Annotated in this window: 19 protein-coding genes and 1 riboswitch; of the genes, 10 read left to right on the forward strand and 9 right to left on the reverse strand. The window is 31.3% G+C overall.

All coding sequences use genetic code 11. The features are described 5' to 3' along the window. Nucleotides 1–7 precede the first annotated feature (7 nt). From J3359_RS17705 to tenA, 5 genes are all read left to right on the forward strand, one after another. Nucleotides 8–3208: a DUF8487 domain-containing protein gene (locus J3359_RS17705; RefSeq protein WP_208078476.1), complete on the forward strand. Its 3201-nt coding sequence runs from the start codon at nucleotides 8–10 to the stop codon at nucleotides 3206–3208. A 412-nt stretch (nucleotides 3209–3620) separates the two neighbouring features. Next, nucleotides 3621–3713: riboswitch (TPP riboswitch) on the forward strand. Nucleotides 3714–3785: 72 nt separating this feature from the next. Beyond that, nucleotides 3786–4583 carry a hydroxyethylthiazole kinase gene (gene thiM, locus J3359_RS17710; protein ID WP_208078477.1) on the forward strand — a complete coding sequence of 266 codons (798 nt, stop codon included), beginning with the start codon at nucleotides 3786–3788 and terminating at the stop codon, nucleotides 4581–4583. Beyond that, on the forward strand, nucleotides 4580–5218 hold the full coding sequence (gene thiE / locus J3359_RS17715; RefSeq protein ID WP_208078478.1) for a thiamine phosphate synthase: 639 nt from the start codon (nucleotides 4580–4582) through the stop codon (nucleotides 5216–5218). Before thiM ends, thiE begins: the two co-directional genes overlap by 4 nt. After that, nucleotides 5215–6051, forward strand: a complete 837-nt coding sequence (thiD, locus tag J3359_RS17720; protein WP_208078479.1) for a bifunctional hydroxymethylpyrimidine kinase/phosphomethylpyrimidine kinase — start codon at nucleotides 5215–5217, stop codon at nucleotides 6049–6051. Before thiE ends, thiD begins: the two co-directional genes overlap by 4 nt. Then, nucleotides 6035–6682: a thiaminase II gene (gene tenA / locus J3359_RS17725; protein ID WP_208078480.1), complete on the forward strand. Its 648-nt coding sequence runs from the start codon at nucleotides 6035–6037 to the stop codon at nucleotides 6680–6682. Before thiD ends, tenA begins: the two co-directional genes overlap by 17 nt. A gap of 73 nt (nucleotides 6683–6755) precedes the next feature. Here the strand turns inward: tenA and J3359_RS17730 are convergent, their stop codons facing one another. Further along, nucleotides 6756–7745, reverse strand: coding sequence for an AraC family transcriptional regulator (locus J3359_RS17730; RefSeq protein WP_208078481.1), 990 nt, complete (start codon nucleotides 7743–7745; stop codon nucleotides 6756–6758). Nucleotides 7746–7950: 205 nt separating this feature from the next. Between J3359_RS17730 and J3359_RS17735 the strand changes: the two genes are divergently transcribed. From J3359_RS17735 to J3359_RS17755, 5 genes are all read left to right on the forward strand, one after another. Further along, complete coding sequence (locus J3359_RS17735; RefSeq protein ID WP_208078482.1) at nucleotides 7951–10290, forward strand: TonB-dependent receptor; 2340 nt, start codon at nucleotides 7951–7953, stop codon at nucleotides 10288–10290. A 125-nt stretch (nucleotides 10291–10415) separates the two neighbouring features. Beyond that, a complete protein-coding gene (locus J3359_RS17740) occupies nucleotides 10416–11153 on the forward strand; it encodes a DUF4198 domain-containing protein (RefSeq protein WP_208078484.1) in 738 nt (245 codons plus the stop codon). Continuing rightward, nucleotides 11153–11485 (forward strand): hypothetical protein, encoded by a 333-nt coding sequence (locus tag J3359_RS17745; RefSeq protein WP_208078485.1) that lies wholly within the window; start codon nucleotides 11153–11155, stop codon nucleotides 11483–11485. Before J3359_RS17740 ends, J3359_RS17745 begins: the two co-directional genes overlap by 1 nt. 2 nt (nucleotides 11486–11487) lie before the next feature. After that, nucleotides 11488–11790: a hypothetical protein gene (locus J3359_RS17750; RefSeq protein ID WP_208078487.1), complete on the forward strand. Its 303-nt coding sequence runs from the start codon at nucleotides 11488–11490 to the stop codon at nucleotides 11788–11790. A gap of 5 nt (nucleotides 11791–11795) precedes the next feature. Next, nucleotides 11796–13346 (forward strand): PepSY-associated TM helix domain-containing protein, encoded by a 1551-nt coding sequence (locus J3359_RS17755; protein ID WP_208078489.1) that lies wholly within the window; start codon nucleotides 11796–11798, stop codon nucleotides 13344–13346. A gap of 642 nt (nucleotides 13347–13988) precedes the next feature. Here the strand turns inward: J3359_RS17755 and J3359_RS17760 are convergent. From J3359_RS17760 to J3359_RS17795, 8 genes are all read right to left on the reverse strand, one after another. Beyond that, on the reverse strand, nucleotides 13989–14249 hold the full coding sequence (locus J3359_RS17760) for a hypothetical protein (protein WP_208078490.1): 261 nt from the start codon (nucleotides 14247–14249) through the stop codon (nucleotides 13989–13991). Between the two features lie 251 nt (nucleotides 14250–14500). Next, nucleotides 14501–16042 carry a hypothetical protein gene (locus J3359_RS17765; protein WP_208078492.1) on the reverse strand — a complete coding sequence of 514 codons (1542 nt, stop codon included), beginning with the start codon at nucleotides 16040–16042 and terminating at the stop codon, nucleotides 14501–14503. Between the two features lie 9 nt (nucleotides 16043–16051). After that, nucleotides 16052–18346 (reverse strand): FdhF/YdeP family oxidoreductase, encoded by a 2295-nt coding sequence (locus J3359_RS17770; RefSeq protein WP_208078494.1) that lies wholly within the window; start codon nucleotides 18344–18346, stop codon nucleotides 16052–16054. Between the two features lie 2 nt (nucleotides 18347–18348). Continuing rightward, nucleotides 18349–19146, reverse strand: coding sequence for a formate dehydrogenase accessory sulfurtransferase FdhD (fdhD, locus tag J3359_RS17775; protein WP_208078496.1), 798 nt, complete (start codon nucleotides 19144–19146; stop codon nucleotides 18349–18351). A 199-nt stretch (nucleotides 19147–19345) separates the two neighbouring features. Next, the gene (locus J3359_RS17780; RefSeq protein WP_208078497.1) at nucleotides 19346–20524 is read right to left on the reverse strand and encodes a class I SAM-dependent methyltransferase; all 1179 of its coding nucleotides are present in this window, start codon (nucleotides 20522–20524) and stop codon (nucleotides 19346–19348) included. A 7-nt stretch (nucleotides 20525–20531) separates the two neighbouring features. Continuing rightward, nucleotides 20532–21614, reverse strand: a complete 1083-nt coding sequence (locus tag J3359_RS17785; protein ID WP_208078499.1) for an AI-2E family transporter — start codon at nucleotides 21612–21614, stop codon at nucleotides 20532–20534. Continuing rightward, nucleotides 21615–22892 carry a hypothetical protein gene (locus J3359_RS17790; protein WP_208078501.1) on the reverse strand — a complete coding sequence of 426 codons (1278 nt, stop codon included), beginning with the start codon at nucleotides 22890–22892 and terminating at the stop codon, nucleotides 21615–21617. Nucleotides 22893–23143: 251 nt separating this feature from the next. Beyond that, nucleotides 23144–24016 (reverse strand): RluA family pseudouridine synthase, encoded by an 873-nt coding sequence (locus J3359_RS17795; RefSeq protein WP_208078503.1) that lies wholly within the window; start codon nucleotides 24014–24016, stop codon nucleotides 23144–23146. Nucleotides 24017–24046 lie beyond the last annotated feature (30 nt).

The following is a 24046-nucleotide window of genomic DNA, read 5'->3' on the forward strand; positions in this document are numbered from 1 at the left end:
CCTAATAATGAAGAAAATAACAATCATATTTATCTTATTAATAGCTTTTTCCACAGTTTTAAAAGCGCAAAATATATTAAATCTACAAGGAACTTGGCATGTTCAGTTAGATAAAAGCAAAGTAAAAAAACAAATGCAATTGCCAGGAAGTTTGGCAGAAGCCGCAATTGGAGAAAAAACGGTGGGTTCCGATTTTGGAATTTTAACCCCGGCTTATAAATACATTGGAGTCGCTTGGTACGAAAGAGAATTTACAGTTCCAAAAAATTGGAAAAATAAAACAATTGAAGTTTTTTTAGAACGTGTTTTATGGGAATCTCAAGTGTATATCGATGGTAGAAAATTTACCACACAAGATGGTTTGGGAACGCCTCATATTCATCCAATTGGAAAATTGAAGCCAGGAAAACACAAAATTTCAATCCGAGTAAATAACGACATGATTCATAATATTGGCGATAAAGGGCATGCTTATGGAGAATATACCCAAAGTATTTGGAATGGAATTGTGGGAAAAATCGAATTAATTGCAAACGATCCTTCATTTATAAAATCGATTCGAACGTTTCCTTTGGTAGATAAAGATCAATTAAAATTAGATGTTGCAATTATTTCATCAGAAAAAAGAAAAGGAACTTTTTTAATAGAAATTATTGATGTAAAAACAAATAAAATAGCCTTTAAAACCAAGGAGAAAGAAAAATTGGTTGTCGGAGAAAATTCAAAAGAAATTGTTTTGAATTTGAAAGGAAAACTAAAAAAATGGTCCGAATTTACACCAGAAGTTTATAATTTAAAAGTAACCTTAAATGTAGGGAAAAATAACGATATTTACGAAACAGAATTTGGTTTTGTACAATTTTCGCACGATGGAACCAGAGTTACCGTAAACGGAAAACCAGTTTTTTTAAGAGGCAATTTAGACTGTGTGCATTTTCCATTAACAGGTTATCCATCTACAAAAGTAGAAGATTGGATAAGAATTTTCGAGATTTATAAAGATTACGGATTAAATCATGTTCGTTACCATTCTTGGTGTCCACCAGAAGCAGCATTTAAAGCCGCAAACAGAGTGGGAATTTATATGCAAGCAGAAGCTTCTATTTGGATAGATTGGTGGATGAGTGAAGATATGAAGAAAAAAGGGAGACCAGAAATGGATACAAAAGGGCATCCAAAAGGTTTAGGAAAAGATTCCAAAAGAGACAAATTTGTAATTGCAGAAATGAATAGAGTCGTAGATTATTATGGAAATAACCCATCATTTACCATGTTTTGTATTGGAAACGAGTTAGGAAATTCAGATTTCGATGTAATGAAAAACTGGATTGCAGACCTTAAAAAGAAAGATCCAAGAAGACTATACGCAATTTCTACTGCAAGAAAAATAACAACAGTAGACGATTATATGGCAACACATTACATACCAAATGTTGGTAGAACAAGAGGTTTAAATGGTCCTGGAACAGATTGGGATTTCGAGGCTGTATATAATAAAATGAATATTCCAATTATTGCACATGAAATTGGGCAATGGCCAGTATACCCATCTTGGACAGAAATCGATAAATATACAGGAGTTTTAAAAGCAAGAAATTTCGAAGAGTTTAGAGCTGTTGCTCAGAAAAACGGAATTGTAGATCAAGATGAAGATTTTAAAATGGCATCTGGAGCATTAAATCAAATTATGTATAAATATGAAACAGAATCTTTCTTAAGAACAAAAAGTTGTGCAGGAGTGCAATTACTAAGCATGCAAGATTACCAAGGACAAGGAGAAGCTTTAATAGGTTGGTTAGATGCTCATTGGGATAGTAAAGGAATTACCACACCAGAAAAATTTAGAGAACATTTTACAGAAACCGTTCCATTACTTCGAATGAAGAAATTTATATGGTCTACAGACGAGGTTTACCAAGCAAAAGCACAACTATCTCATTATGGAAATAATGCGATTAAAAATGGAGTTGTGCAAATGAAAATTCTTACTTCCGAAGGAAAAGTATTAAAAGAAGATGCTTGGAATATTAATAATGTTAAAATTGGCTCGTTAATAAATTTAGGGAATATTTCTTTTCCATTAAATGAGATTACAAATGCAGATGAACTTACGATTTCTTTACAATTAAAAGGAACAGAATATAAAAACGAATGGCAAATTTGGGTGTTTCCAAAAGAGTTGCCTAAAGTAGATAATAGTGCCATTCTTATTTCAGATCAATTAGATGATAAGACTTTACAGGCATTAGAAAACGGAGCAAAAGTTTTATTGGTTGCAAATAATTTAGGAACTACAGAAAACAGTGTAAATGTTGGTTTTTATCCTTTGTATTGGTCGTTAACTTTTTTCCCTGGTCAAGGAAAAACCAATATTGGAATGTTGTTAAAAGACAAACATCCAGCCTTCGATAAATTTCCAACAAAGTTTCATAGCGATTGGCAATGGGAAACGTTTAAAAATAAAACAAAAGGCTTTATTTTAAACGATTTACCAGCAAATTATAAGCCTATTGCTCAGGTTGTAGACGATTTTCATAGAAATAATAAAGAAGGTGCAATTTTCGAATTTAAGGTAGGAAAAGGAAAGTTATTAATCTCTGGTTTCGACCTAAATAATACTAAAAACGTAGTTGCAAATCAGTTGAAATATAGTTTAACAGCATATATGAAAACATCGGATTTTGCTCCAGAACAATCCGTAAGTATTCCTTTTATTAAAAATCTTTTTCCGTTAATACCACAAGTGGAAGATGTGGCTACCAATAGTCAATTTAAAAACGTAATTCTTGAAATAAACGCTGCAGGAAATTTTAATGAAAAAGAAACCAATAAACCTTGGAAACCAGCATTAGATATTGTTGAAGTTTCTAAAGATACAAAATACAAGGTAAAAGCAAATGGTTTTTGGAAAGACAATGTTGTAACAGTTTGGTATGGAGAAGAAATAACAATAGAAATTGAATGTCCTGCCGGAATTTTAGGAACTTTTTACGTAGAATTTAACGATTGGAACAAGCAAGGAAGGGAAGGTTTCTTAGAGTTTGAAGGAAGAAAAGTAAAATTAGGAAACCATCAAGGGAAAGAAGGAAAATGGGTGAAATTTCACGTAATGAGAGAAGATAGTAATGATGGTAAATTAATTCTAAAAACAAAAGCAACAAAAGGTAATAATTTAATGATTTCTAAAATTGTTTTGTCGAAAGAATAGTTTTTTTAAAACAAAATAAAAAATGAAGCTGTCTCAAAAGTAAATTTAGCTTTCATTTTGAGCGAAGTCGAAAAATCTAAAAAAAAATAGAAATTCAATGAATAAGATTTCTTCATTATAGTCGATGATAAATTCTAATATTTATGAGACAGCTTCATTTTTGGTATCAAATTTTATATAAAAAGATAAAAAATGGTTTTTGAGAAACTTCATCTATTTAGAATTGTTTATCCTCAATATATAAATTCCTCTTTTAATTTTTCATCTTTAAAGTTAAGCCCGCTTTTTAAATATGGAATGTTTAACTAATATTTTACGAGACGACAGGTTCAAAAAAGATATCCATCAAAAAATCTATTTTAATAAATACTTAAAATTAAAGTAAAAAAAAGCACTTTTTTTATTATTTTTGTACTGGCTTTAGGGGTATTCTGCAAAGAATTGAGACAGTCCCTTTGAACCTGATTCAGTTAACACTGGCGTAGGGAAAAGTTAGAAATACATTTCTTCCTTTTATTTCATTTCTTCTCATTTTAGAGAACCTTTTAGCCGTATTTATATTTTAAAAAATAAAGTTATGGCAACTTCTATCTGGAACAATATTGTACTTGTCCGCAAAACATCACCTTTGGTTCATAACGTCACCAACTATGTCGTAATGAACAATACCGCCAATGCTTTATTGGCTGTTGGAGCCTCACCAATTATGGCTCATGCGCACCAGGAAATTGACGAAATGGTCGGTCTGTGTGAAGCGATGGTAATTAACATAGGGACTCTAGATGAATATTGGGTACAATCTATGCTAACTACTGCAGAAAAAGCAAATGCGTTAAAAAAACCTTTCGTTTTAGACCCTGTTGGAGCTGGGGCAACCCATTATCGAGATCGTACACTGGCTAAATTAATAGCTTTACGACCAACGGTAATTAGAGCCAACGCCTCAGAAATTTTGGCACTTGCTAAATTTAATGCAACCAAAACAAAAGGAGTGGATAGTACCGCTCAAAGTACTGAGGCCATTGAAGCGGCCAAGGTACTCAACCAAACTTTTGGGGCAACGATCTGTATATCGGGAGAAACGGATATCATTATCTCAAAAGGACAGCAAGTACGGGTTAAAAACGGAAACAGCCTAATGACAAAAGTAACAGGGTTGGGCTGTTCTGCAACCGCAATTATAGGGGCGTTTATAGCTGTAATAGAGGATAGAACAGCAGCTGTAACCGCTGCAACTGCTCTAATGGGTGTCTGTGGGGAAATTGCTGCTAAAAGCGCAAAAGGGCCCGGAAGTTTACAAATGCTACTGCTCGACAAACTGTATAACATTACAGAAGAGGAATTTATGCATCATATACAACTAGAAAAAATATGACGAAAGAAAACTTTCCCTTTAAACTGTATTTAGTGCTTTCAGAAAAAGGTTGTGCAGAAAGACATTTCCTAACAGTAGCGGAACAAGCCATTTTGGGAGGTGTAGATATTGTGCAATTGAGAGAGAAAAAAGCCTCTACCCAAGAGTTTGTTGAGAAAGCCTTCCGTTTACAGGATGTTCTTGCTAAAACCGGCACACCATTGATAATAAATGATAATTTAGAAGTGGCCCAAAAAGTTAAGGCCTATGGAATACACGTAGGAAATAACGACATAGCACCATCATATATTAGCGCTGTGTGGAAGGACTGTAGGTCTATTGGGTATTCCATTGAATTTCTAGAACAGCTCAATACTAAAGAAGCGGAGGTTTCCGACTGTTTGGCGGTAAGTCCTGTATTTAAAACATCCACAAAAAAAAATACCATAACCGAATGGGGGTTACAAGGCGTTTCAGAAATCCGAAACCTAACCGATAAACCATTGATTGCCATAGGTAATATGAATTCGTTAAATGTATCTAACGTCATAAAAGCAGGAGCCGATTGCATTGCTGTAGCCTCGGCAATCTGCTTGGCAAAAGACCCTATGAAGGCAGCAATAGAAATTAGAAATCAAATTGAAAAAGCATTATGAAAAAATATAGGTACACATCAACTCTTACCATTGCAGGTTTCGATCCAAGTGGAGGCGCTGGCATACAGGCAGACATTAAAACCATCTCGGCTCTGGGCTGTTTTGCCACTTCAGTATTAACGGCCTTACCCGTTCAGAATACAATGGGCGTAAATACCATTTACCCAATTCCCTATAAAGCTGTAAAAGAACAAATTGCGGTAATACTGGAAGATATTTTTCCTGATGCCCTAAAAATAGGCATGGTGCATACCTGCGAACTGGTTAACACCATAGTTAACACTTTGGGTAAATACCCTAAAATACCGCTGGTTTTTGATCCTGTTATGGTAGCTACCAGTGGCCATAAATTAATAGAGGACGAGACCATTCAAAGCATTGTTAACAAACTTTTTCCCATAGCAGATATTATTACGCCCAATCTTGATGAAGCCGAAATATTGGCCAACATGAAAATTGAAACCATTGAAGACATGTACCTGGCTGGCAAAAAGATTAAAGGATTAGGAGCTAAAAATATATTGCTAAAGGGAGGTCACCTGAAAACGGCTCGGCTTACGTCCTTATTTTTTAGTGGAGATGGTAAGGTTTACGAGTTTCATTTCAAAAAATATGACACAAAGAATACCCATGGTTCGGGCTGTAGTTTATCATCTGCAATCGCGTCTTATTTGGCGCAAGGAAAATCAATGTTGGATGCTGTTACATTGGGGCAAGATTATACAAAAGAGGCAATCTACCATGGTAGGGACGTTATCATTGGTAAAGGCAATGGTCCGTTAAATCACTTTTTCAATCCACAAAAACTTATTAAAAATGAATTGGTCCACTAATGTCTGGAAACAAATACAGCCCATTTATAACCGTATTTTAAACATGCCATTTATTGCAGAATTAACAGATGGCACTTTACCCAAAGAAAAATTTAAATTCTACATGGCGCAAGATTCGCATTATTTAGAACACTTTGGCAGAAGCCTATCTTTAATTGCAAGTCGAATTGAAAATATAAACGATACTCTTACCTTTATCCGTTTTGCAGAAGGTGCCATTGTTGTAGAAAACGCACTTCATGAGTCCTATTTTAAAGACTTTAATTTAACCGATAAAGGTAGTATGCAGCCCAGTTGTCATCACTATGCCCACACTTTAAAAAGTACGGCAACTTTAGCAAATATAGAAGTAGCTGTTGCTGCAGTACTGCCCTGTTTCTGGATTTATAGAGAGGTAGGGCATTATATTACTACAAATCTAAAGTCGGTAAATAATCCGTACCAAAAGTGGATAGACACCTATGGAGGGGAGGAATTCAATACTTTAGTAGAACAGGCAATAAAGATTACAGATCGGTTGGCTTTAAATTGTACAAAAGCCCAACAAAATTTAATGACGGACGCTTTTATTACTTCGAGCCATTTAGAATATCAATTTTGGGATGGTGCCTACAATTTAAGAACATGGTAATTTATGGGTTTGAATTGTAAAATAAATTTCGACAACCGATAAAAGGCCATGTTACCTAATAATCCATATCATATTATAAACGCATCCTAAATTTTTTGGGCGTGATACCGGTGTACTTTTTAAATGCGACGCTAAAGTGTGTTGCATTTTTGTATCCAATTTTTTCGGCAATTTCATAAATTGGAATCTGGGTCGTTTTTAATAAATTTTGAGCAAAACGCATTTTCTCTTTCCTACTGAATTGGTTTACGGAATAACCAAAAATCCGTTTAAACTCTTTTTTTAAGACGAATTCGTTTAAGCCAACTTTTAATGACAGTTCTTTTATAGTATAGTTTTTGTGAATATTGTCTATAATATATTGGCGAATACCATAAAGATGTTTTATAACCTCTGTATTGCCGTTTAATGCTTTTGTGGGTTTTGAGCTTTTATAGTTTTCTATTTGAAACACAAGAAGTTCCAATACTTTTGCATTAAAAAAAAGCCTGTGGTTAATGCCCTGTAATTTGTAATCTTCTAACTCTCTAAGTACCTTGGACAATTCATTTGTGATCGGTCTTATAAGTTTAGTATCCGTTAAATCCTTAAAGGTCAATTGATTTTCGATTCCCATTTTTTTTAGAAATATAGGCGATAATCTTATTTTTATTTCTTTATATAGCTTGCCCCCAGAGATTCTGGTGTTTCCATTCACATCATAGATTTTTGCCATGTAACATTGCTGGTTTTCACACACAATGTCTTTATTGGCTCCATTGAGGGTTATGATTTTTTCGCCATCTAATAAAAATACTAGCTGAAGTGAATTGTACTGTTTTTCATAGGTAAGCAAAAGATCATTGTGCAGCTTAAAATTACTTATGCTAAGCCAAATATCGTTAAAAGTGTAAATGGATATGGTTCCTTTTCCATAAGAAGGGGATATTGAATATTCTTTAAGAGCATTTTCTTTATTATGGATTTTGTTACTAATAGTGCCTATAAGTTCCTCTAAACAACCATTCTCTTTAATAATATGTGAAGCTTTCCATTTGTTTTTTTTACGTCTTTTTTTATCCATAAACCGTCTTTTTTCTGAGCTTAACTAGTATTAGATTTGCGCAGTAAATTTATTTAGACTTAATATAAATAACAAATTTAAATATAAGATTTTTAAGAAAAAAAAGTATGCATATTTTTTTGAAAATATAGAGTAACCTAAAAAAAAGAAAATAAGAATAACCTCATTGTTAAAAAAAAACTGAGTACTCGAAAAAACAATCCTTATGAAAACAATAATAAAAACTTTTTTCACATTATTTATAACCTCTTTGGTTTATTCTCAATCAGGAGAAATAAAAGGGGGGGTTGTAGGAGAAGATGGAAACCCTGTAGCTTATGTAAATGTGTCTATAGAAAACTCGTCTATTGGTACATATACAAAAACAGATGGAACTTTTAAACTAACTGGTTTAAGTCCTGGTAGAGCAACTGTGATTATAAGTAATGTGGGGTATAAAACTTTAAAACTTGAAACTAAAATTAATGCTAACAAAACTACATTTATTCCTAAAATTATTTTAATCGTTGAAACAGAAGGTTTAAATGAAGTTGTGGTTAAAGGTAATGCTAAGAATAAATTTTTAGAAAAGGAGGCTTCAACTACACTTCGTTTGAAGACAGAGATTATTAAACTACCTCAAAACATACAGGTAATAAGTGAGGATCTACTGGAGAACCAAGGCATTCTAAATATGATGGAAAGCATTACTAAAAACATTAGTGGCGCACAAATGATTGAGCATTGGGGCAATTTTGCTCGTATTAATATGCGTGGTTTTAAACTCCCAGCGTTTAGAAATGGTATGAATGTAGAAATGCCTTGGGGACCATTATCTGAAGATATGTCTATGGTAGAGCGTATAGAATTTGTTAAAGGTCCATCAGGTTTTATGATGTCTGCTGGAGAGCCAGGTGGTTTTTATAATGTGGTTACAAAAAAACCAACGGAAAGGTCTATTAATGAGATTACCCTAACAGCAGGAAGCTTTAATACATTTAGAGGTACATTGGATTCGGGAGGTAAATTAACTTCAGACGGAAAGCTTCAATATCGATTTAATGGAATGTATCAAACAGCTGATTCGTATAGAGATTTTGAAAATTCAAATCGATTTAGTATCGTGCCTTCGTTAAAATATAAGATTAGTAACAAAACTTCACTATCCACAGAACTTACATATCAAAAAGCAAATATGCTTTTAGGATCCGCCTATGTATTTGCTTTACCCGAGGATGGGCTTGGTGCTTTTGACTATGATTATACGTCAATTGATAGAGGTTTTCCAAAAACAAAAATTGACGATTTTAGTGTAATAACAAATATTACCCACAAATTTAATGACAAGTGGTCCATTGAAGCACAACATGCTTATTTTAAATACGAACAAGAAGGTGCTAGCTTTTGGGTTTGGGGTATAGATAATGCTGGAAACGCAGATAGAAAAATAAGTATTTGGGACGCACTTAGTACAAATCAATTAGCGCAAATTTACTTTAATGGCGAGCTCAATACAGGAACTATAATACACAAAATTATGGGAGGTTATGACTATCGAGACCTAAGTTATTATGCAGATTGGTCTCAAAAAGAAAGTATAGACGTAACACCTTTTAATATCTACAATCCTGTTTATGGTAAGGCTGTTTACCCAAAATTTGATAGGTCCAAACCTATAAAAGTAAGAGGGCTAGCCAACCATCAAGGAAACAGCTACAACGCATTATATTTACAAGATGAAATTTGGATGTTAAAAAACAAACTAAGGCTAACATTAGCAGCCAGATATACAGATATGAAAGTATTTGCTTATGGCAATGAAACTAAAAACAGTAAACTTACACCTAGAGTTGGGCTTAGTTTCGATGTGCTACCTAGTTTAACAGTATACGGTTTGTATGATCAGTCGTTCTCTCCGCAATTTGGGGCAAGTTTTACTAATAAAAAATTTAAACCAGTAGAAGCCAAAGATATTGAAGGTGGAATTAAGAAAACATGGTTTAACGGCAAACTAAATACAAGCATTACCGCTTATCAAATTACCAAAGAAAATATCTTGGTTGCCGACCCTGAAAACCCGAATTTTTCTATTCAGTTAGGAGAAGTACAATCAAAAGGAATTGAAGTGGACGTTCAAGGTAGATTAACACCTCAGTTAGATGTAATTTTTAATTATGCCAATACCAATGTTGAGATTACAAAAGACACCGATCCTAAAAAAATAGGCACTAAAATGACTGGCTATGCTAAACACATTACAAACGGTTGGTTAAATTATACATTTCCAAATGAAACTGTACTAAAAGGTATTGGGGTTTCTTTAGGGTACCAATACCAAATAGATCGTTCATCTTGGGCATGGTCCGCTGATAATGAAGCTATTTTACCAGATTATTTTAGGTTAGATGGTGGTATATCTTGGCGAAATAGAAACCTTAGGATAAACTTAAATATAAACAACCTATTAAATAAACATTTGTTTTCTGGATCTTCATATAGTACCTATGTTGGTTGGCAAAATGAACCCAAAATTAACGGAAGACTTACCATAGCTTATACATTTTAATAACCCTAATTTTATAAAAATTTAGTTTAGTTGTTTTTAATGGTTTTTCTGTCAGAAATGTAGATGCTTTAAAATAAAAACTTCAAAACGATTAATTACAGAAAATAATTTTAAAATAATTTATCATGAAAAAAAACATAATAAGCTTAGTTCTATTCTTAGCAACAACACCCTTATTTGCTCATTATATTTGGATAGAAACAGCACCTGTTGGAAAACAGCATACAGAGCACTTTATAAAAGTACGATTTGGTGAATATACTTATGGAGTCTTAGAGAAAACAGATGGGGATGCTTTTAAAAGTGTGAGCAAATTTACGCTTTGGGTAATGTCTCCAAGCGGAAAAAAAACACCTCTTAAAGTTTCTGCTAAAGAAGATTTTTACGCAGCTTCCTTTATACCAACAGAGGATGGAACCTACACTATAGCCTTAGATAACAAAAACATAAAAGTCCTTGATTATACAAAATATGATTATGGAATTTTTAAAGGGCAATATCATGCAAAAGCCAAGGTAGTTGTGGGTAATACACTTTCTAATTTTAACAAGACGAATACTACAGGTATTGAGATTATTGACCTTACAGACCAAGAATTCTCTAAAGAAAGTACTGTTCTACTTCAAGTTCTTTTTAATGGAGAGCCCTTAAAAGAAAATGAACTGTCCGTTTTTGTAGCTGACCTATGGTCTAAAAAACTAAAGACCGATAAAGAGGGTAAGGTTACGTTTAAGCTTCCTTGGGAAACCAAATATATCGTAGAAACTATTTTTGAAGAAAAAGTTCCGGGCACATTTAAAGGACTGGACTACGACTTTATTTGGCATTGTGCAACCTACTGTATTTCTTTAAAAAGTAAATGATGAATACCATTTTAATTGTATTTACGTTTCTTGGTTTTTACATAGCCTATAATACGTCTAAAAAGGCTATTTTGCTCAATAATCGCCCTTTTGAAAAATGGGTACAGCAGCATCCTCTTGTATCTAAAAGAGTTGCTTTAGGAATACTTTTCTTGGCTTATATAGGAGCTATAATTCTTCACGGTTTTGGTGCCGGAATTTTAATGGAATGTATTATCCTTATAACGCTTGCAAGCCTTGTGGTTTGTATTGTCCCTTTACAAATTTTTAATTATCGTATTCTATTAATCATATTTATGCTTTCATTTTTTTTAGAACTTTACATCGTATAAGTATGCCAGCAAATAAAAAACATCTTACGACTTCTAAATGGCAACGCTTTTTAAAATTTTCTGCTGGTTTTTTAGGTGGCTATTTGGTAAGCATGTCACTACATATGGCGTTAGCACAATGGCTAAATCATGTAAATGTATTGATAACTATTACGTTTTCAGGCTTCATATTATGGGTTGCATTGTTTCTTCTTGCTTTTTTAGCAAAGAATGGATGGAAAGTTTGGGGTTTGTACTTGTTACTAACTCTATTTTTTTCTGGGTGCATTTATCTAGGCAAGTTATATCACCCTATAATTTCTTAAAGTAAATGAACAATCGTTATTACAATATTTTTTTCCATACCCATACTATAAGTGGTATTATAATAAGTGCCGTACTTTATGTTATATTTTTTGCGGGTTCTTTTTCCTTTTTTAGGGATGAAATCAATAATTGGGAACGTAACCAGTCAACATCCCGCAAACTGCCAAAGGATGTTAACTTTGATACTGTTTTAGATGGTATAAAAAGTAAATATAATCTTTATGGAAGAGATATTACCATTAATTGGCCAAGTGTAGAAAATAGAGTAAATGTAAGTCTTTCCGCTTCAAAAGACACCTTAGCAAGTGTTGCTCAAAAAAGGGGAGCATTCTTTTATGTGGACATCGATACCTATGAAAGCTCCAGTTATGAGGAATCTTATGCTTTGGGAGAGTTTTTATATCGGTTACACTTTTTAGCACAGATACCCTACCCAATTGGCTATTACCTTTCTGGCTTTACTGCTTTCTTTTTTTTGTTCGCCATTATAACTGGAGTATTAGTACATTGGAAAAAAATAATTTCTAGCTTTTATGTTTTTAGACCTTTTTCAAAGCTAAAAACCATGTGGACAGATGCTCATACTTCATTAGGCGTTATAGGGCTTCCGTTTCAATTTGTGTACGCTGTTACTGGATCTTTTTTTATGATAAAGGCTCTAGTGATTGCGCCAAGTGTAATGATACTCTACAATGGCAATCAAAATAAATTATATGAAGATTTGGAATATACGATACCCACTATGCCATTAGAATATCAAAAAACCAATTCATTTGTAAGTGTCAATATGTTATTGAACAGTACAAAAAGTATATGGAAAAATTTTAATCCTACAGGTCTAAAAGTTCTTAATTACGGCGATAAGACCATGAAAGTACTTGTAGAAGGAGAAACTGATTATAATCATAAATTTACAGGTAAAGGGAAAGTGCTTTACAATGGTATTACAGGAAAAATGCTTTCCACAAAAGACCCCTACAAGGAAACCACATATTTAGATGGTGTAAAAAATGTACTGTACCGATTGCACTATGGAGATTATGGAGGTTATGCCTTAAAGTTAATTTCTATGGTCTTGGGCTTTGTTTCGTGTTTTGTTATTATTTCTGGAGTTATGATATGGCTTGTAGCACGTGACAAAAAACATATTCCTGAACACAAAAAAAGGTTTAATAGTATTTTAGTTAGGCTTTATTTGGCTATTTGTCTTAGTATGTACCCTACAACAGCACTAACGTTTTTAATGGTCAAAATCAACGGAACATCTGGTAAGGAGTTTCTATATCCATTTTACTTTATAACATGGTTGGTACTCAGCTTATTTTTTATACTAAAAAAAGACAATGTGCTCACCAATAAACTTACACTTCTTTTAGGGAGCATTTTGGGAATTTTAATCCCTATTGCAAATGGCATCTTTTCAGGCAATTGGTTTTGGAAAACATTTATAGAAGGTCGGCATGACATTTTTATAGTTGATATGCTTTGGGTATCAATTTCTCTTGTAGGATTCTATATTTATTTTCAAATAAAAAAACGTGAGCTTAACGATTAAACTTTTATAATGTTTTTTGATATAGATTCATAAAGGTTTAGAAACTCATTTATAATCAACCACTAAAAAATCTATTAAATACGATATTCATACAATATAATCGAAATATAAACATCGCAAAATATTTTCGGAAAAGAAACTGTATAAAGTCATTACTTTTTCTATTGCTTATTTATTCCGTTTCCTTTCCATTTTAAAATTTTGTATTTCGTTTTGTTTAAATATTGTTTAATATTTAAACTGTACGATTATTAACTCGCACATTCGACATACAATAAAGATAAATTTTTTAGTAACGTGAGTTCGATTTAAGAAATAATATATAATTATATTTTAATTTTCTGATAGACAGTAATTTGTACTTCCTGTTACTTCGACGATAGGAGAAATCTCATAATTTATAACTACAATTTGTAAGATTCCTCTTTTCTGCGTCATCGAAATAACATTTATTTTTAAATAAAAACACATAAACACCTGATAATCAGTAGGAGGTATGTTAGGATTGCGTTAGTAACCAAAGCGAAATACAGTAAAAGTTTATAGTTTTAACTAAATTTGAGACCAATAAAAAAACAACCAAAAAGGTTGCTTTAGTTACGTTAATATTAAACGTTTTATAAACGTACTTGTGGGGAATAGTTATCTTTTTGAAATTTTAGAAAATACTTTTAAAGTATCTCTTTTTACAATTTTTGCATTATCTAAAGTTACTTTAATTACATATTTAGAATTCGATACCTGAAACACATAGCTAAACTGTCTAAATGATGTAATATGATAGTTTGGAAATTCTTTCTCAACAACAGTTTTGTTAGATTCGTAATGTTCTAATTCTGTTTTTACTGGTTGACAACCCATTAGTATACTCCCTACAAATGTTAAAGTTAGTAACACTTTCATAATAAATAATTTTTAATAAAAAACTATTATTTTATTCTCAGAGACGAACTTTTGTAGGGGTTGGAGCTATGGTTTTTCTAATACCATAAAATAATAGTACAAAAATACACGTAAAGTTAGGGAGCTTTAATTTGTATTACAATAAACATTAAGTTTGTTCATTTAAGAACAAAAATTATTTTGAACGTTTTTATAAATTGTAAAAAGGGAGTAACAATTATATATAATTGAGCATATAAATATACACAAATTTATTTCAACTTTAAAAACGAAAAATTATATTTTATTCCAAAATTGATAAAAGGATTGCTAAGATTACCTCCTTTAGCTTTTACATAACCAGCAGAACCACGTAAACTTAAAGTGTTATTTATTTGGTAATCAATACCTAAACTTGGTTTTATTATAAAACCTTCTCCAGTACTAATATTTCCTCCACCTGCAGCTCCTCCTAAAATTTGTGTAAAAAAAGTAGTATTGCCACCCAAGAGAGGATTCGTTTTTACACCCAAACCAACCAAACCTTCTGCATAAGCACCAGCATTTCCAAAGTTTGCAAATGAGGTTTGCCCTGCAACAAATATATTTTTATTCATATTTAAATTAATTTGAAGAGATATTTGGTGCATGTCTTCAGTTGAATTCGTCATCCTTTTTGCATTAAAATACCAATCTTGTTTTACGATTACTTCGAACCCTTTAAAAATACCCTCGTTAAAATTAGAAGTATTGTTATAAGTACCATTTCTTTCAATGTAATATTTTAAACCAGCTCCAAAAGAAGAGGTTGCAAAATACTTGTTAGGAGTAAATAAAAAGCCTTTATTTACAGAAAGGTAAAGATCTTTATGTATTTTTTGTTCTAAAGAAATATCAGGATATATTAAAAAACCACCTTGTGTATCAACACCACCACCACCACCAGCTCCAATTCCAAATTTAGCTTGAATATTAGTTCGATTTTTATTCATAGATAAATGATAGCCACCTCCTAAAAGCACATCCATATAACCTGCTCTTATTCCACTATAAGCACCATCTACTTTTAAAAAAGCAAACCAGTTTTTATTGATAAAAGAAGCAAGCTCAAAACCTGCTAAACGAATTATTTTTCCATTTAAAATTTCTCCTGTTGTTGCATCTGCTTTACTTGTAACTTTTAAATTGTTTAGATGCAACATTAAAGAAGTTCTATTTGTCTTTTGATTCCAATTTGAGTTTTTTAATTCTATAAGCGAAAAATCATTTTCTGAAGCTTTGTAATTAGAATATTCAAAATCTAAAGGAATTTCTAAAGCGACATTTAATTGGTGTCCTTTTATCTTTCCTCCATCAAAAAAATTGACATAACTCCAACCACTATTTAAAGTAAAATGTTTAAAATCATACCCTAAATTTACGTGTGGTAAAATAAATGCGCCTCCACCATCTAGAGCTCCTGCACCACCACCACCACCAAAATGGAAACCAGTATCTACATACAATTTTTTGGAGAAATATTTTTTAATACCTGCGTTAATACCTAAAGTAAAAAAACCACCTCTGGCACCTCTAACAGAACCATAAATACCTAAACCAGCATAGGCCCAATCATTTAACATTAAGTTGTAATGAATTCCAGTAAACCCCATATTAGGTTCGTTTAAAATTTGGGCTTCTGGCATATTTATAGATAGAAAATCTATTTTAGCAAATGCTTTTTGTGTAATTTTATTTGGAACTTTATCATTTTGAGCATTAATAATTTGGTTACATAAAACGATCAATAATAATAATGGGATGTACTTTTTCATAAAATATAATTAACTTCTCTTTTGAATAGAAATAACCACGGTTTTAGATGTTGGAGTATTGCTAATTTTAGCCACACTTTTTATAGGAACTAATACATTCGCTTCAGGAAAATAAGTAGCTGTGCATTGTTTTGGAATGCTGTAAGGAATAACTAAAAACCCTTTAGCTTCTCTTTTTTCTCCGTTAAAATGGCTAGTTAAATCGACCAAATCTAATTTTTTTAAACCTTGTTTTTTCATATCATTTTTATTCATAAAAATAACTCTTCGTTCATTTAAAATACCTCTGTAACGATCGTTTAATCCATAAATTGTTGTATTGTATTGATCGTGTGTACGAATCGTCATCATTAAAAATTGATTTTTTTCCAGTAAAATATCCGATGGTAAATTTGTACTAAAGTTTGCTTTTCCGGTCGAAGTCGGTTTAAAATTATTATCTCTAGCATTATTTGGTAAATAAAAACCTCCTTTTATACGAGCTCTTTGATTGTAGTTTTCGAAACCAGGAATGGTGGCTTCAATTTTATTTCTAATATGGTCGTAATTAGAGACTAATTCTGTCCAATTTACTTTAGAGTTTTTTAAAGTTGCGTTTGCAACTCCAGCGACAATGGCTGGTTCGCTTAATAATTTGTTTGAATGTGGTTCTAAAACACCACTAGATTGGTGTACAATTCCCATAGAATTTTCTACAGTTACAAACTGTTCTCCAGAACTTTGAATGTCTTTTTCAGAACGACCTAAACATGGCAGAATTAAGGCTTTTTTTCCATGAATTAAATGGCTTCTATTTAGTTTTGTGGAAACGTGAACTGTAAGATTGCAATTACGCAAAGCTGTTGCAGTAAACTCTGTGTCTGGTGTTGCAGAAATAAAATTTCCACCCATTCCAAAAAATACTTTTGCTTCTTTTTTGTGCATTGCTTTAATAGATTCTACAACATCAAAACCATGTTTTCTTGGCGATTTAAAATTAAACTCTTTATCTAATTTATCTAAAAAAGAATCTGGAGATTTCTCCCAAATTCCCATGGTTCTATCTCCTTGCACATTAGAATGACCACGAACAGGGCAAGTTCCAGCACCTTTTTTTCCAATGCTACCCTTTAATAATAAAATATTTACGAGCTCTCGGATATTATCTACAGAGTTTTTGTGCTGTGTTAAACCCATTGCCCAGCAAATTATAATTTTATCGTTATCGATAATAAGCTCAGTTGCTTTTTTAATTTGATCTAAAGTTAAACCTGTTTGAGGTAATAATTCTTCAATTGTATAGTTATTTAAATTTGATAGAAATTCGTCTAAACCAGCTGTTTTTTCTTTAATAAATTGATGATTAAAAACAGAACCTGGATTTTTAGTTTCTTTTTCTTTCATCAACTTAAGAATAATTTTTAATAAAGCTACATCTCCATTTATTTTTACTTGCAAAAACAAATCTGTTAAGTCTTGTCCTGTACCCACCCATTTTAAAGGGTTTTGAGGGTCTTTATAATTTAATAAACCAACTTCTGGTAAAGGATTTATAGTAATAATTTTTCCGCCATTTTTTTTAGTATCTCCCAAAGCTGTTAACATTCTTGGGTGATTTGTTCCTGGGTTTTGCCCCATTACAATTACCAAATCTGCATGGTCGAAATCTTCTAGAGTTACAGAACCTTTTCCAATACCTAAGGTTTCCGAAAGTGCAGAACCACTAGATTCATGGCACATATTAGAACAATCTGGTAAGTTGTTTGTACCAAATTGACGTACAAAAAGTTGATATAAAAACGCGGCTTCGTTACTGGTTCTTCCTGAAGTATAAAAAATGGCTTCATCAGGAGAATCTAAAGAATTTAGTTCGTCTCCAATCATTTTAAAAGCATCTTGCCATGAAATTTCTTCGTAATTATCTTTTCCTTCTGGTAAATACATTGGATGCGTAATTCTTCCGCTTTTTCCTATTTCATAATCAGGTAGTTTTGCTAACTCTTTTACAGAATGTGTTGCGAAAAATAAAGGCGAAACTTTGTTTTTTGTAGCTTCCTCTGCTACTGCTTTTGCTCCATTTTCGCAATACTCTGCTAAAAAAGCACGTTTTTCATCTGGATCTGGCCAAGCACAACCTGGGCAATCGAAACCATCTTTTTGGTTTAAGTTTTTTAAAAGTCTAATTCCATCTATTACACCAACTTCGTCTTTAATATGGGTTAATGCAACTTTTATTGCTTTTACACCAACTGCCGATTTTGGTATTTCCTGAAATTTTATACCTGTTAATTTTTCTGGTGGTTGTGCATTTGTATTTTTCGACATATCTAATTTTTTTTGAGGTAAGAAGAATTTGAGTAAATAGTCATTTTACCATTTCTAGTAAACCCAATCAGGCAAATCCCAAATTCTTTAGCAAAATCGACAGCTAACGAAGAACAAGCAGAAACAGCAATAATTACTGGAATTTTTGCAATAAAAGCTTTGGAAACAATTTCATAAGAAACTCGACCACTAACTAATAAAAAATTAGCCTCTTTTAATTTTTTTTTGTTTAGTAAATCGCCAATTGTTTTGTCAACAGCATTGTGTCTTCCAATATCTTCTTTAATTGTTAATAATTCGTAATTCTTATTAAATATTGCAGCTGCATGGCTTCCACCAGAATCTTTAAAAGTAGGTTGATTTTGAGTCATTTGAATAAACATTTCATGGATTTCTCTTGATGAAAATAGATTTTCTTCAGTAAGTTTATCTCCATTTACTTTAATATCTTTCAACTCTTTTTTTCCGCAAATTCCACAAGAGGAAACAGATAAAAGTGTTCTTTTATTTAAATATCCTTTTCCTAAAAATTTAGTAGGAATACTTACATTTATTATTTGCGGAATATTGTCTTGCTCTTTTTCTAAAGACATTTTTAAGCTAGAAGAATTCTTGTAAATATCTTCTGCATATAACAAGCCACGTATTAATTCGAGGTCGTTATTGGGAGTTCTCATAACAACAGTGTACGCTTCTTTGTTGATATTTATTTGCAATGGAGCTTCCACTACCAAACTATCTAAAGTTTTGGTTTTTAAAAATTTAGATACTTTTAAACCTTGGTAAGAGAGTGTTTGCATGCAATTTAAGACTTACTATACAAACTTAATAAAAACTATTAGCCTAAAAAAACAAAAGTCTCGAAAGTTAATTCGAGACTTTTTCTTGTGTGTTTTACACCCCTAATAATAAAACACACAATTGCTCTTCAAAGATATAAATATTACACCTTATTTCTTTTATGTAAATAGATTAATTATGAATATTTTAACAAAATAACTATGAAACCTTCTCGCAAATTAACACAATTAGTTTTCCTTTGTAATCTGTTGTAAAGAAAGTAAAAGTGTTTCCACCATCTTTAATTTTTGTTTCTTTTCGAATTTGAGCAACTGTTTTTGGAAAGTTTCTAGTGGTAATATTTGCTTTTTTATTAGGAAGTAATTTTAGTATTTTCTTCTTATCGTAAGATAAAATATGTTTAATTTTAAAAGCTCTTCCAGGAAAATTTAGTTGTTTGTTTGAAGTATATAAATGTGAATGTTGCTGTAATTTAAAAACTTTTAATTGATTTGTAATTTGATGAAAGCCACCAGATTTTAAAATTGCTGAATTTGGTTCGTATAAATAGGAGAGAGGCTCTGAATAATTAGAAAGTACATCTTCTTTATAATTGAAATTAAACCTTTCTGTTTTTTCTTTTTTAACGTTTATTGTTTTGATTTCTATCGTGTTTTCATAGTCTTTCTCTAATAAAAACAACAATTCTTTTACTTCGTTATTTACAGCAACAATATGAATTTCTTTTACATTTTTTAACTCGCCAATGGTTTGTGAAATATCTAAAATAGGAGATACTTTTACTAAAATTGTTTTGGCTTTTGTGAAAAAGAAATCAATTTTTGGAGAAATGTAAGGCTGGCAATCTTTCAACAGAAAAACCTTTCCTTTTACATCGTCTCTTCTTGATGGATCTATATAAATACAATCAAAATTTTTAGATGTTTTTTGTAAGAAATTGGTTCCATTTCCTGCAAATATTTCGATGTTGTTTTTTTTTAATTGGTGGAAATTGTGTTTTACAATTGCAGATAATTCTTCGTTAATTTCGCAATGAATTACTTTTTTAAATTGTTTTGAGAAATAAAAAGCATCTACTCCAAAACCACCAGTAATATCAATAATTGAATCACCAGAAACAATTTTAGATTTGTAATCTGCAGTAATTTCAGAAGAGGTTTGCTCAATACTTATTTTCGCAGGATAGTAAATGTTTTCTGTTAGAAACCAAGTTGGTAATTTCTTTTCGGACTTCTGTTTTGCTAAAATCTGGTTTGCGATTTCTTGGATGGAAATAGCATTAAAAGGACTTCCTTTTAAAACAACTTTTGTAATTTTTGTCCTTAAATTTTCGTTGATGAAATTTTGAACATCTGCCTGTAGAATAGTGAGATTCAAAATAAAATTACAAGTTTTTAGTTAACGATTTTACAATTTTATTTTCTGATAAAAATTCCTTTAAAATAACTTTTAAAGCGGTGTATAATGGAACTGCTGTTATCATACCAACAATTCCGAAAAGTAAACCGCCAATAATTATAATCAAGAAAATTTCTAATGGATGCGATTTTGTTGTTTTAGAGAAAATAACTGGCTGGCTCACAAAATTATCGATAATTTGAGCAATTAGGTAACCAATCATCACATAAATTGTGGTTGGTAAAATTTCTGTTTGAAACTCCATTTCAATATTGCTGGTCATCGATAAAACAAACATAATTACTGCACCAATTAAAGGACCAACATAGGGAATTAAATTTAATAAAGCACATAAAAAAGCGATTACAACTGCATTGTCTATTCCAAAAATTAGTAAAATAATGGTGTATAAAACAAACAAAATAGTAATCTGTAATATTAAACCAATAAAATATCTCGACAACAAATCGTTAATAATTTCTAGCGATTTAGAAAATCTTGTTTCAGTTTTATTCGGAATAATTGTCATGATTCCGTTTTTAAGAATTCGGCTATCTTTCATAAAGAAAAAAGAGATAAATAAAACAGAAAATAACCCAACACTTAAAGAGCCTAGTGTTCCTAAAACATAGTTTAATAAATTAGGAATTTCTTTAAATTGAGATGTAAAATCGATACTTTTTAACTCGCCCAAAACATCAATTCCTTTAGAAGAAAAATAAGTGGTAATTTGATTGAAAATATTCTGAATATTTGCTTGTAATTCATCACTTTGCAGAAGCGATAAACTTTTACCTTGTTCTGTAATTAAAGGAATAAATAATATAATTATACCTGTTATTATTCCCAAGAAAAGTACCATGGTTGTAATTACTGCAATGGTATTTGGAAACTTTAATTTTCTTCTTAAAAACAAAATAATGGGTCTTGCAATTAACGAAATTACACCTGCAATTATAACATAAACGATTACAGATTGGATGGTGTATAAAAAATAACCCAATAGAAAAATGCCTAATAAAATGGCTAAGGCTCTTAAAATTCCGTTTGATAAAGTTTTTGCTGTCATTTAATTATATCCTTTTACTTCGCCCATACTTAAATTTCTACCATTACCAAATGTATGGTTCGTTGGTAATAAAGTGCCACTTTCTGTGGTAATCCAACCTTCCCAAGTTGCAGAAACTCCATTCATTTTCATACTTGGAACAAACATTTTGTAAGAAATTGGCAAATAATTTTTATCTAAAACCCATAAATAAGAATCTCCAGGAGTTGTGCCACCAGTTGTATATTTAACGAACAAAGCATCTTTACCATCTTCTTTTTGAATGGATCTAATAATGCCGTTTTCGAATAATTTATGGGGCGCAACCAACCAAAAAGAATCGTTGTTAAAAATATTCCAAGCTTTTTTTACGATTGTAGAGTCTGCGATTTTTTGTAGTTTTTCATTGATAAAAACAGTGCTTTTTTCTTTATTTTGAGGATGTAAATTCACACGAATAGAATCCCAAGAAATAGCTACAATGTGTTTTTCTTTATCCCATTTAAAACTTCTTCTTCCACCAAAACTCCATTCTAAATAGCGCGTATTTTTATAATTTTCGTGTTTAATAGCTTTTAGAATTTTGTTTGCCAATTCGTTTGCTTTCGGATTGTACGCTTTTACATTTTCTAAGGGAATCTCTAAACCAAATAAAGAAAGTGTGTGGGAGGTTGGCAATTTTATGCCAGATTCAGTAGTTTTTAAAGGATTCCAAGTTGCCGAAATTCCACCAATAGGAATAATTTTTACCCACATCTTAAAAGAAACTGGCAAATAATTTTCATCTAAAATCCACAAATAAGAATCTCCAGGAGTAGAACCTCCAGAACTGTAGGTAATTAAAAGTGCGTCTTTTCCTTCGTAATTTACAATTCTTCTTTCTGTACCTACGTCAAAAATTTTGTAAGGTGCAATTAGCCAAAAAGAATCGTTATTAAAAAACTCTGTGGCTTTTTTTATAATTTCAGGATTATTTGTTTCTTTTTTATCTACAAAAATGGTTGATTTTTTTGGATATTTTGTGTTTAGTATTACTTTGTTATTAGCCCAAGAAACATGTACAATATTTTCTTGTTTCAACCATTTGTAATGGTGCACATCTCTAAAACTCCATTCTATAACTTCTGTGTTTTCAAAAGCATCGTTATTTATGGCATTGAACATTTTAATAGCTAATGCATCTGCTTCTTTGCCTTGTTTTCCTTTAGGAAGTTCTTCATTTTTTATAAAATAAAAAATCGTTCCAGCAACAATTAATAACAAAATAATGACTCCTAAAAACTTGAAAAATTGTCTCATTCGTAGAATTTAAAATAAAGAAGCTAATTTATTACATTTTAAAGGAATTTATTTGTTTTACTCGTAATATTCTAAAACATGTTTCGGAATTTATTAAAAACTCTTTATAATGAAGCTGAAACTTATAAATTTATAGAAAAGACTCTCAAAAACGATAAATGATGTTAAAGTACTAAAATAGATCCTTCAAGAGAATACAATTTAGCTTATTATAAGAAAATAACCTTTTCGATTGTGTTTGAGAAGATTTTTTAGGTTATAATGTCAATAGAAAAAATCTTTGTAAACTTCTTTGGTAAATCTTTAAAAATTAAAATATTTTCATCCCTAAAAGGATGCATAAACTCCAATGTTGAAGCATGTAAATACAATCCTTTTCCGTTTAAAACCTTTCCTTCTAAAAAGTGTTCTTTATCACCTAAAATAGGATTTCCAATAGATAATAAATGTTTTCTTAATTGATGCTTTCTACCTGTTTTTGGATTTAATTTTACCAAATTTAAAAAACCAAAACGTTCCGATTTTACGGTTTGTATTACTGTGTATTTTGTAATGGATTCTTTTTCGTCAATTGGAGCATTTATAATTCCTTTAGAATTCATTTTGCCAATTGTTATTGCAAAATAGGTTTTACTAATTTCTTTATTTTGAAATAAATTTCCTAGTTCGAGAATTGCAGAACTTGTTTTTCCTATTAATAATAATCCGCTTGTTGGATAATCTAATCTGTGAATTGGTTGTGGTTTTACTGCATCTTGTTGGTTGCTTTTTTGTAAGTTTTGTGCCAATCCGTTTGCTATGGTTACAAACTTATTTCCGCTAACTAATATTCCTGAAGGTTTGTAAATAACGGCTAAATAATCGTCTTCAAATAAAACTTCAATATCTAATTTTAGTCTTTCGAAAGTTGAAGATTTTTCTGATTCGAAAAGCTCTATTTTTTCTCCTCCAGCAATAAATTTTGATGTGGTTGCTACAATTCCATCAATAAAAATGAGTTGTTTTTTGATGGCTTTTTTAATCGCAGATTTTGTAGGAATTGTTTTAAAAATACCTACTGCATACTCTTGAAAACGAATAGGTTTTTCTAATGTTTTGGCGATATGAGTTTCTGTGAGTGTCAAAATTTATTATTATGCTAAAATGTCTGGTTG

This window comes from Polaribacter cellanae, from assembly GCF_017569185.1.
Lineage (GTDB): Bacteria > Bacteroidota > Bacteroidia > Flavobacteriales > Flavobacteriaceae > Polaribacter > Polaribacter cellanae.

Bases quoted from the DNA above. Each gene is read 5' to 3' on its own strand.
- J3359_RS17705 (WP_208078476.1), top strand. From the start codon at position 8: ATGAAGAAAATAACAATCATATTTATCTTATTAATAGCTTTTTCCACA.
- thiM (WP_208078477.1), top strand. From the start codon at position 3,786: ATGGCAACTTCTATCTGGAACAATATTGTACTTGTCCGCAAAACATCA.
- thiE (WP_208078478.1), top strand. From the start codon at position 4,580: ATGACGAAAGAAAACTTTCCCTTTAAACTGTATTTAGTGCTTTCAGAA.
- thiD (WP_208078479.1), top strand. From the start codon at position 5,215: ATGAAAAAATATAGGTACACATCAACTCTTACCATTGCAGGTTTCGAT.
- tenA (WP_208078480.1), top strand. From the start codon at position 6,035: ATGAATTGGTCCACTAATGTCTGGAAACAAATACAGCCCATTTATAAC.
- J3359_RS17730 (WP_208078481.1), bottom strand. From the start codon at position 7,745: ATGGATAAAAAAAGACGTAAAAAAAACAAATGGAAAGCTTCACATATT.
- J3359_RS17735 (WP_208078482.1), top strand. From the start codon at position 7,951: ATGAAAACAATAATAAAAACTTTTTTCACATTATTTATAACCTCTTTG.
- J3359_RS17740 (WP_208078484.1), top strand. From the start codon at position 10,416: ATGAAAAAAAACATAATAAGCTTAGTTCTATTCTTAGCAACAACACCC.
- J3359_RS17745 (WP_208078485.1), top strand. From the start codon at position 11,153: ATGAATACCATTTTAATTGTATTTACGTTTCTTGGTTTTTACATAGCC.
- J3359_RS17750 (WP_208078487.1), top strand. From the start codon at position 11,488: ATGCCAGCAAATAAAAAACATCTTACGACTTCTAAATGGCAACGCTTT.
- J3359_RS17755 (WP_208078489.1), top strand. From the start codon at position 11,796: ATGAACAATCGTTATTACAATATTTTTTTCCATACCCATACTATAAGT.
- J3359_RS17760 (WP_208078490.1), bottom strand. From the start codon at position 14,249: ATGAAAGTGTTACTAACTTTAACATTTGTAGGGAGTATACTAATGGGT.
- J3359_RS17765 (WP_208078492.1), bottom strand. From the start codon at position 16,042: ATGAAAAAGTACATCCCATTATTATTATTGATCGTTTTATGTAACCAA.
- J3359_RS17770 (WP_208078494.1), bottom strand. From the start codon at position 18,346: ATGTCGAAAAATACAAATGCACAACCACCAGAAAAATTAACAGGTATA.
- fdhD (WP_208078496.1), bottom strand. From the start codon at position 19,146: ATGCAAACACTCTCTTACCAAGGTTTAAAAGTATCTAAATTTTTAAAA.
- J3359_RS17785 (WP_208078499.1), bottom strand. From the start codon at position 21,614: ATGACAGCAAAAACTTTATCAAACGGAATTTTAAGAGCCTTAGCCATT.
- J3359_RS17790 (WP_208078501.1), bottom strand. From the start codon at position 22,892: ATGAGACAATTTTTCAAGTTTTTAGGAGTCATTATTTTGTTATTAATT.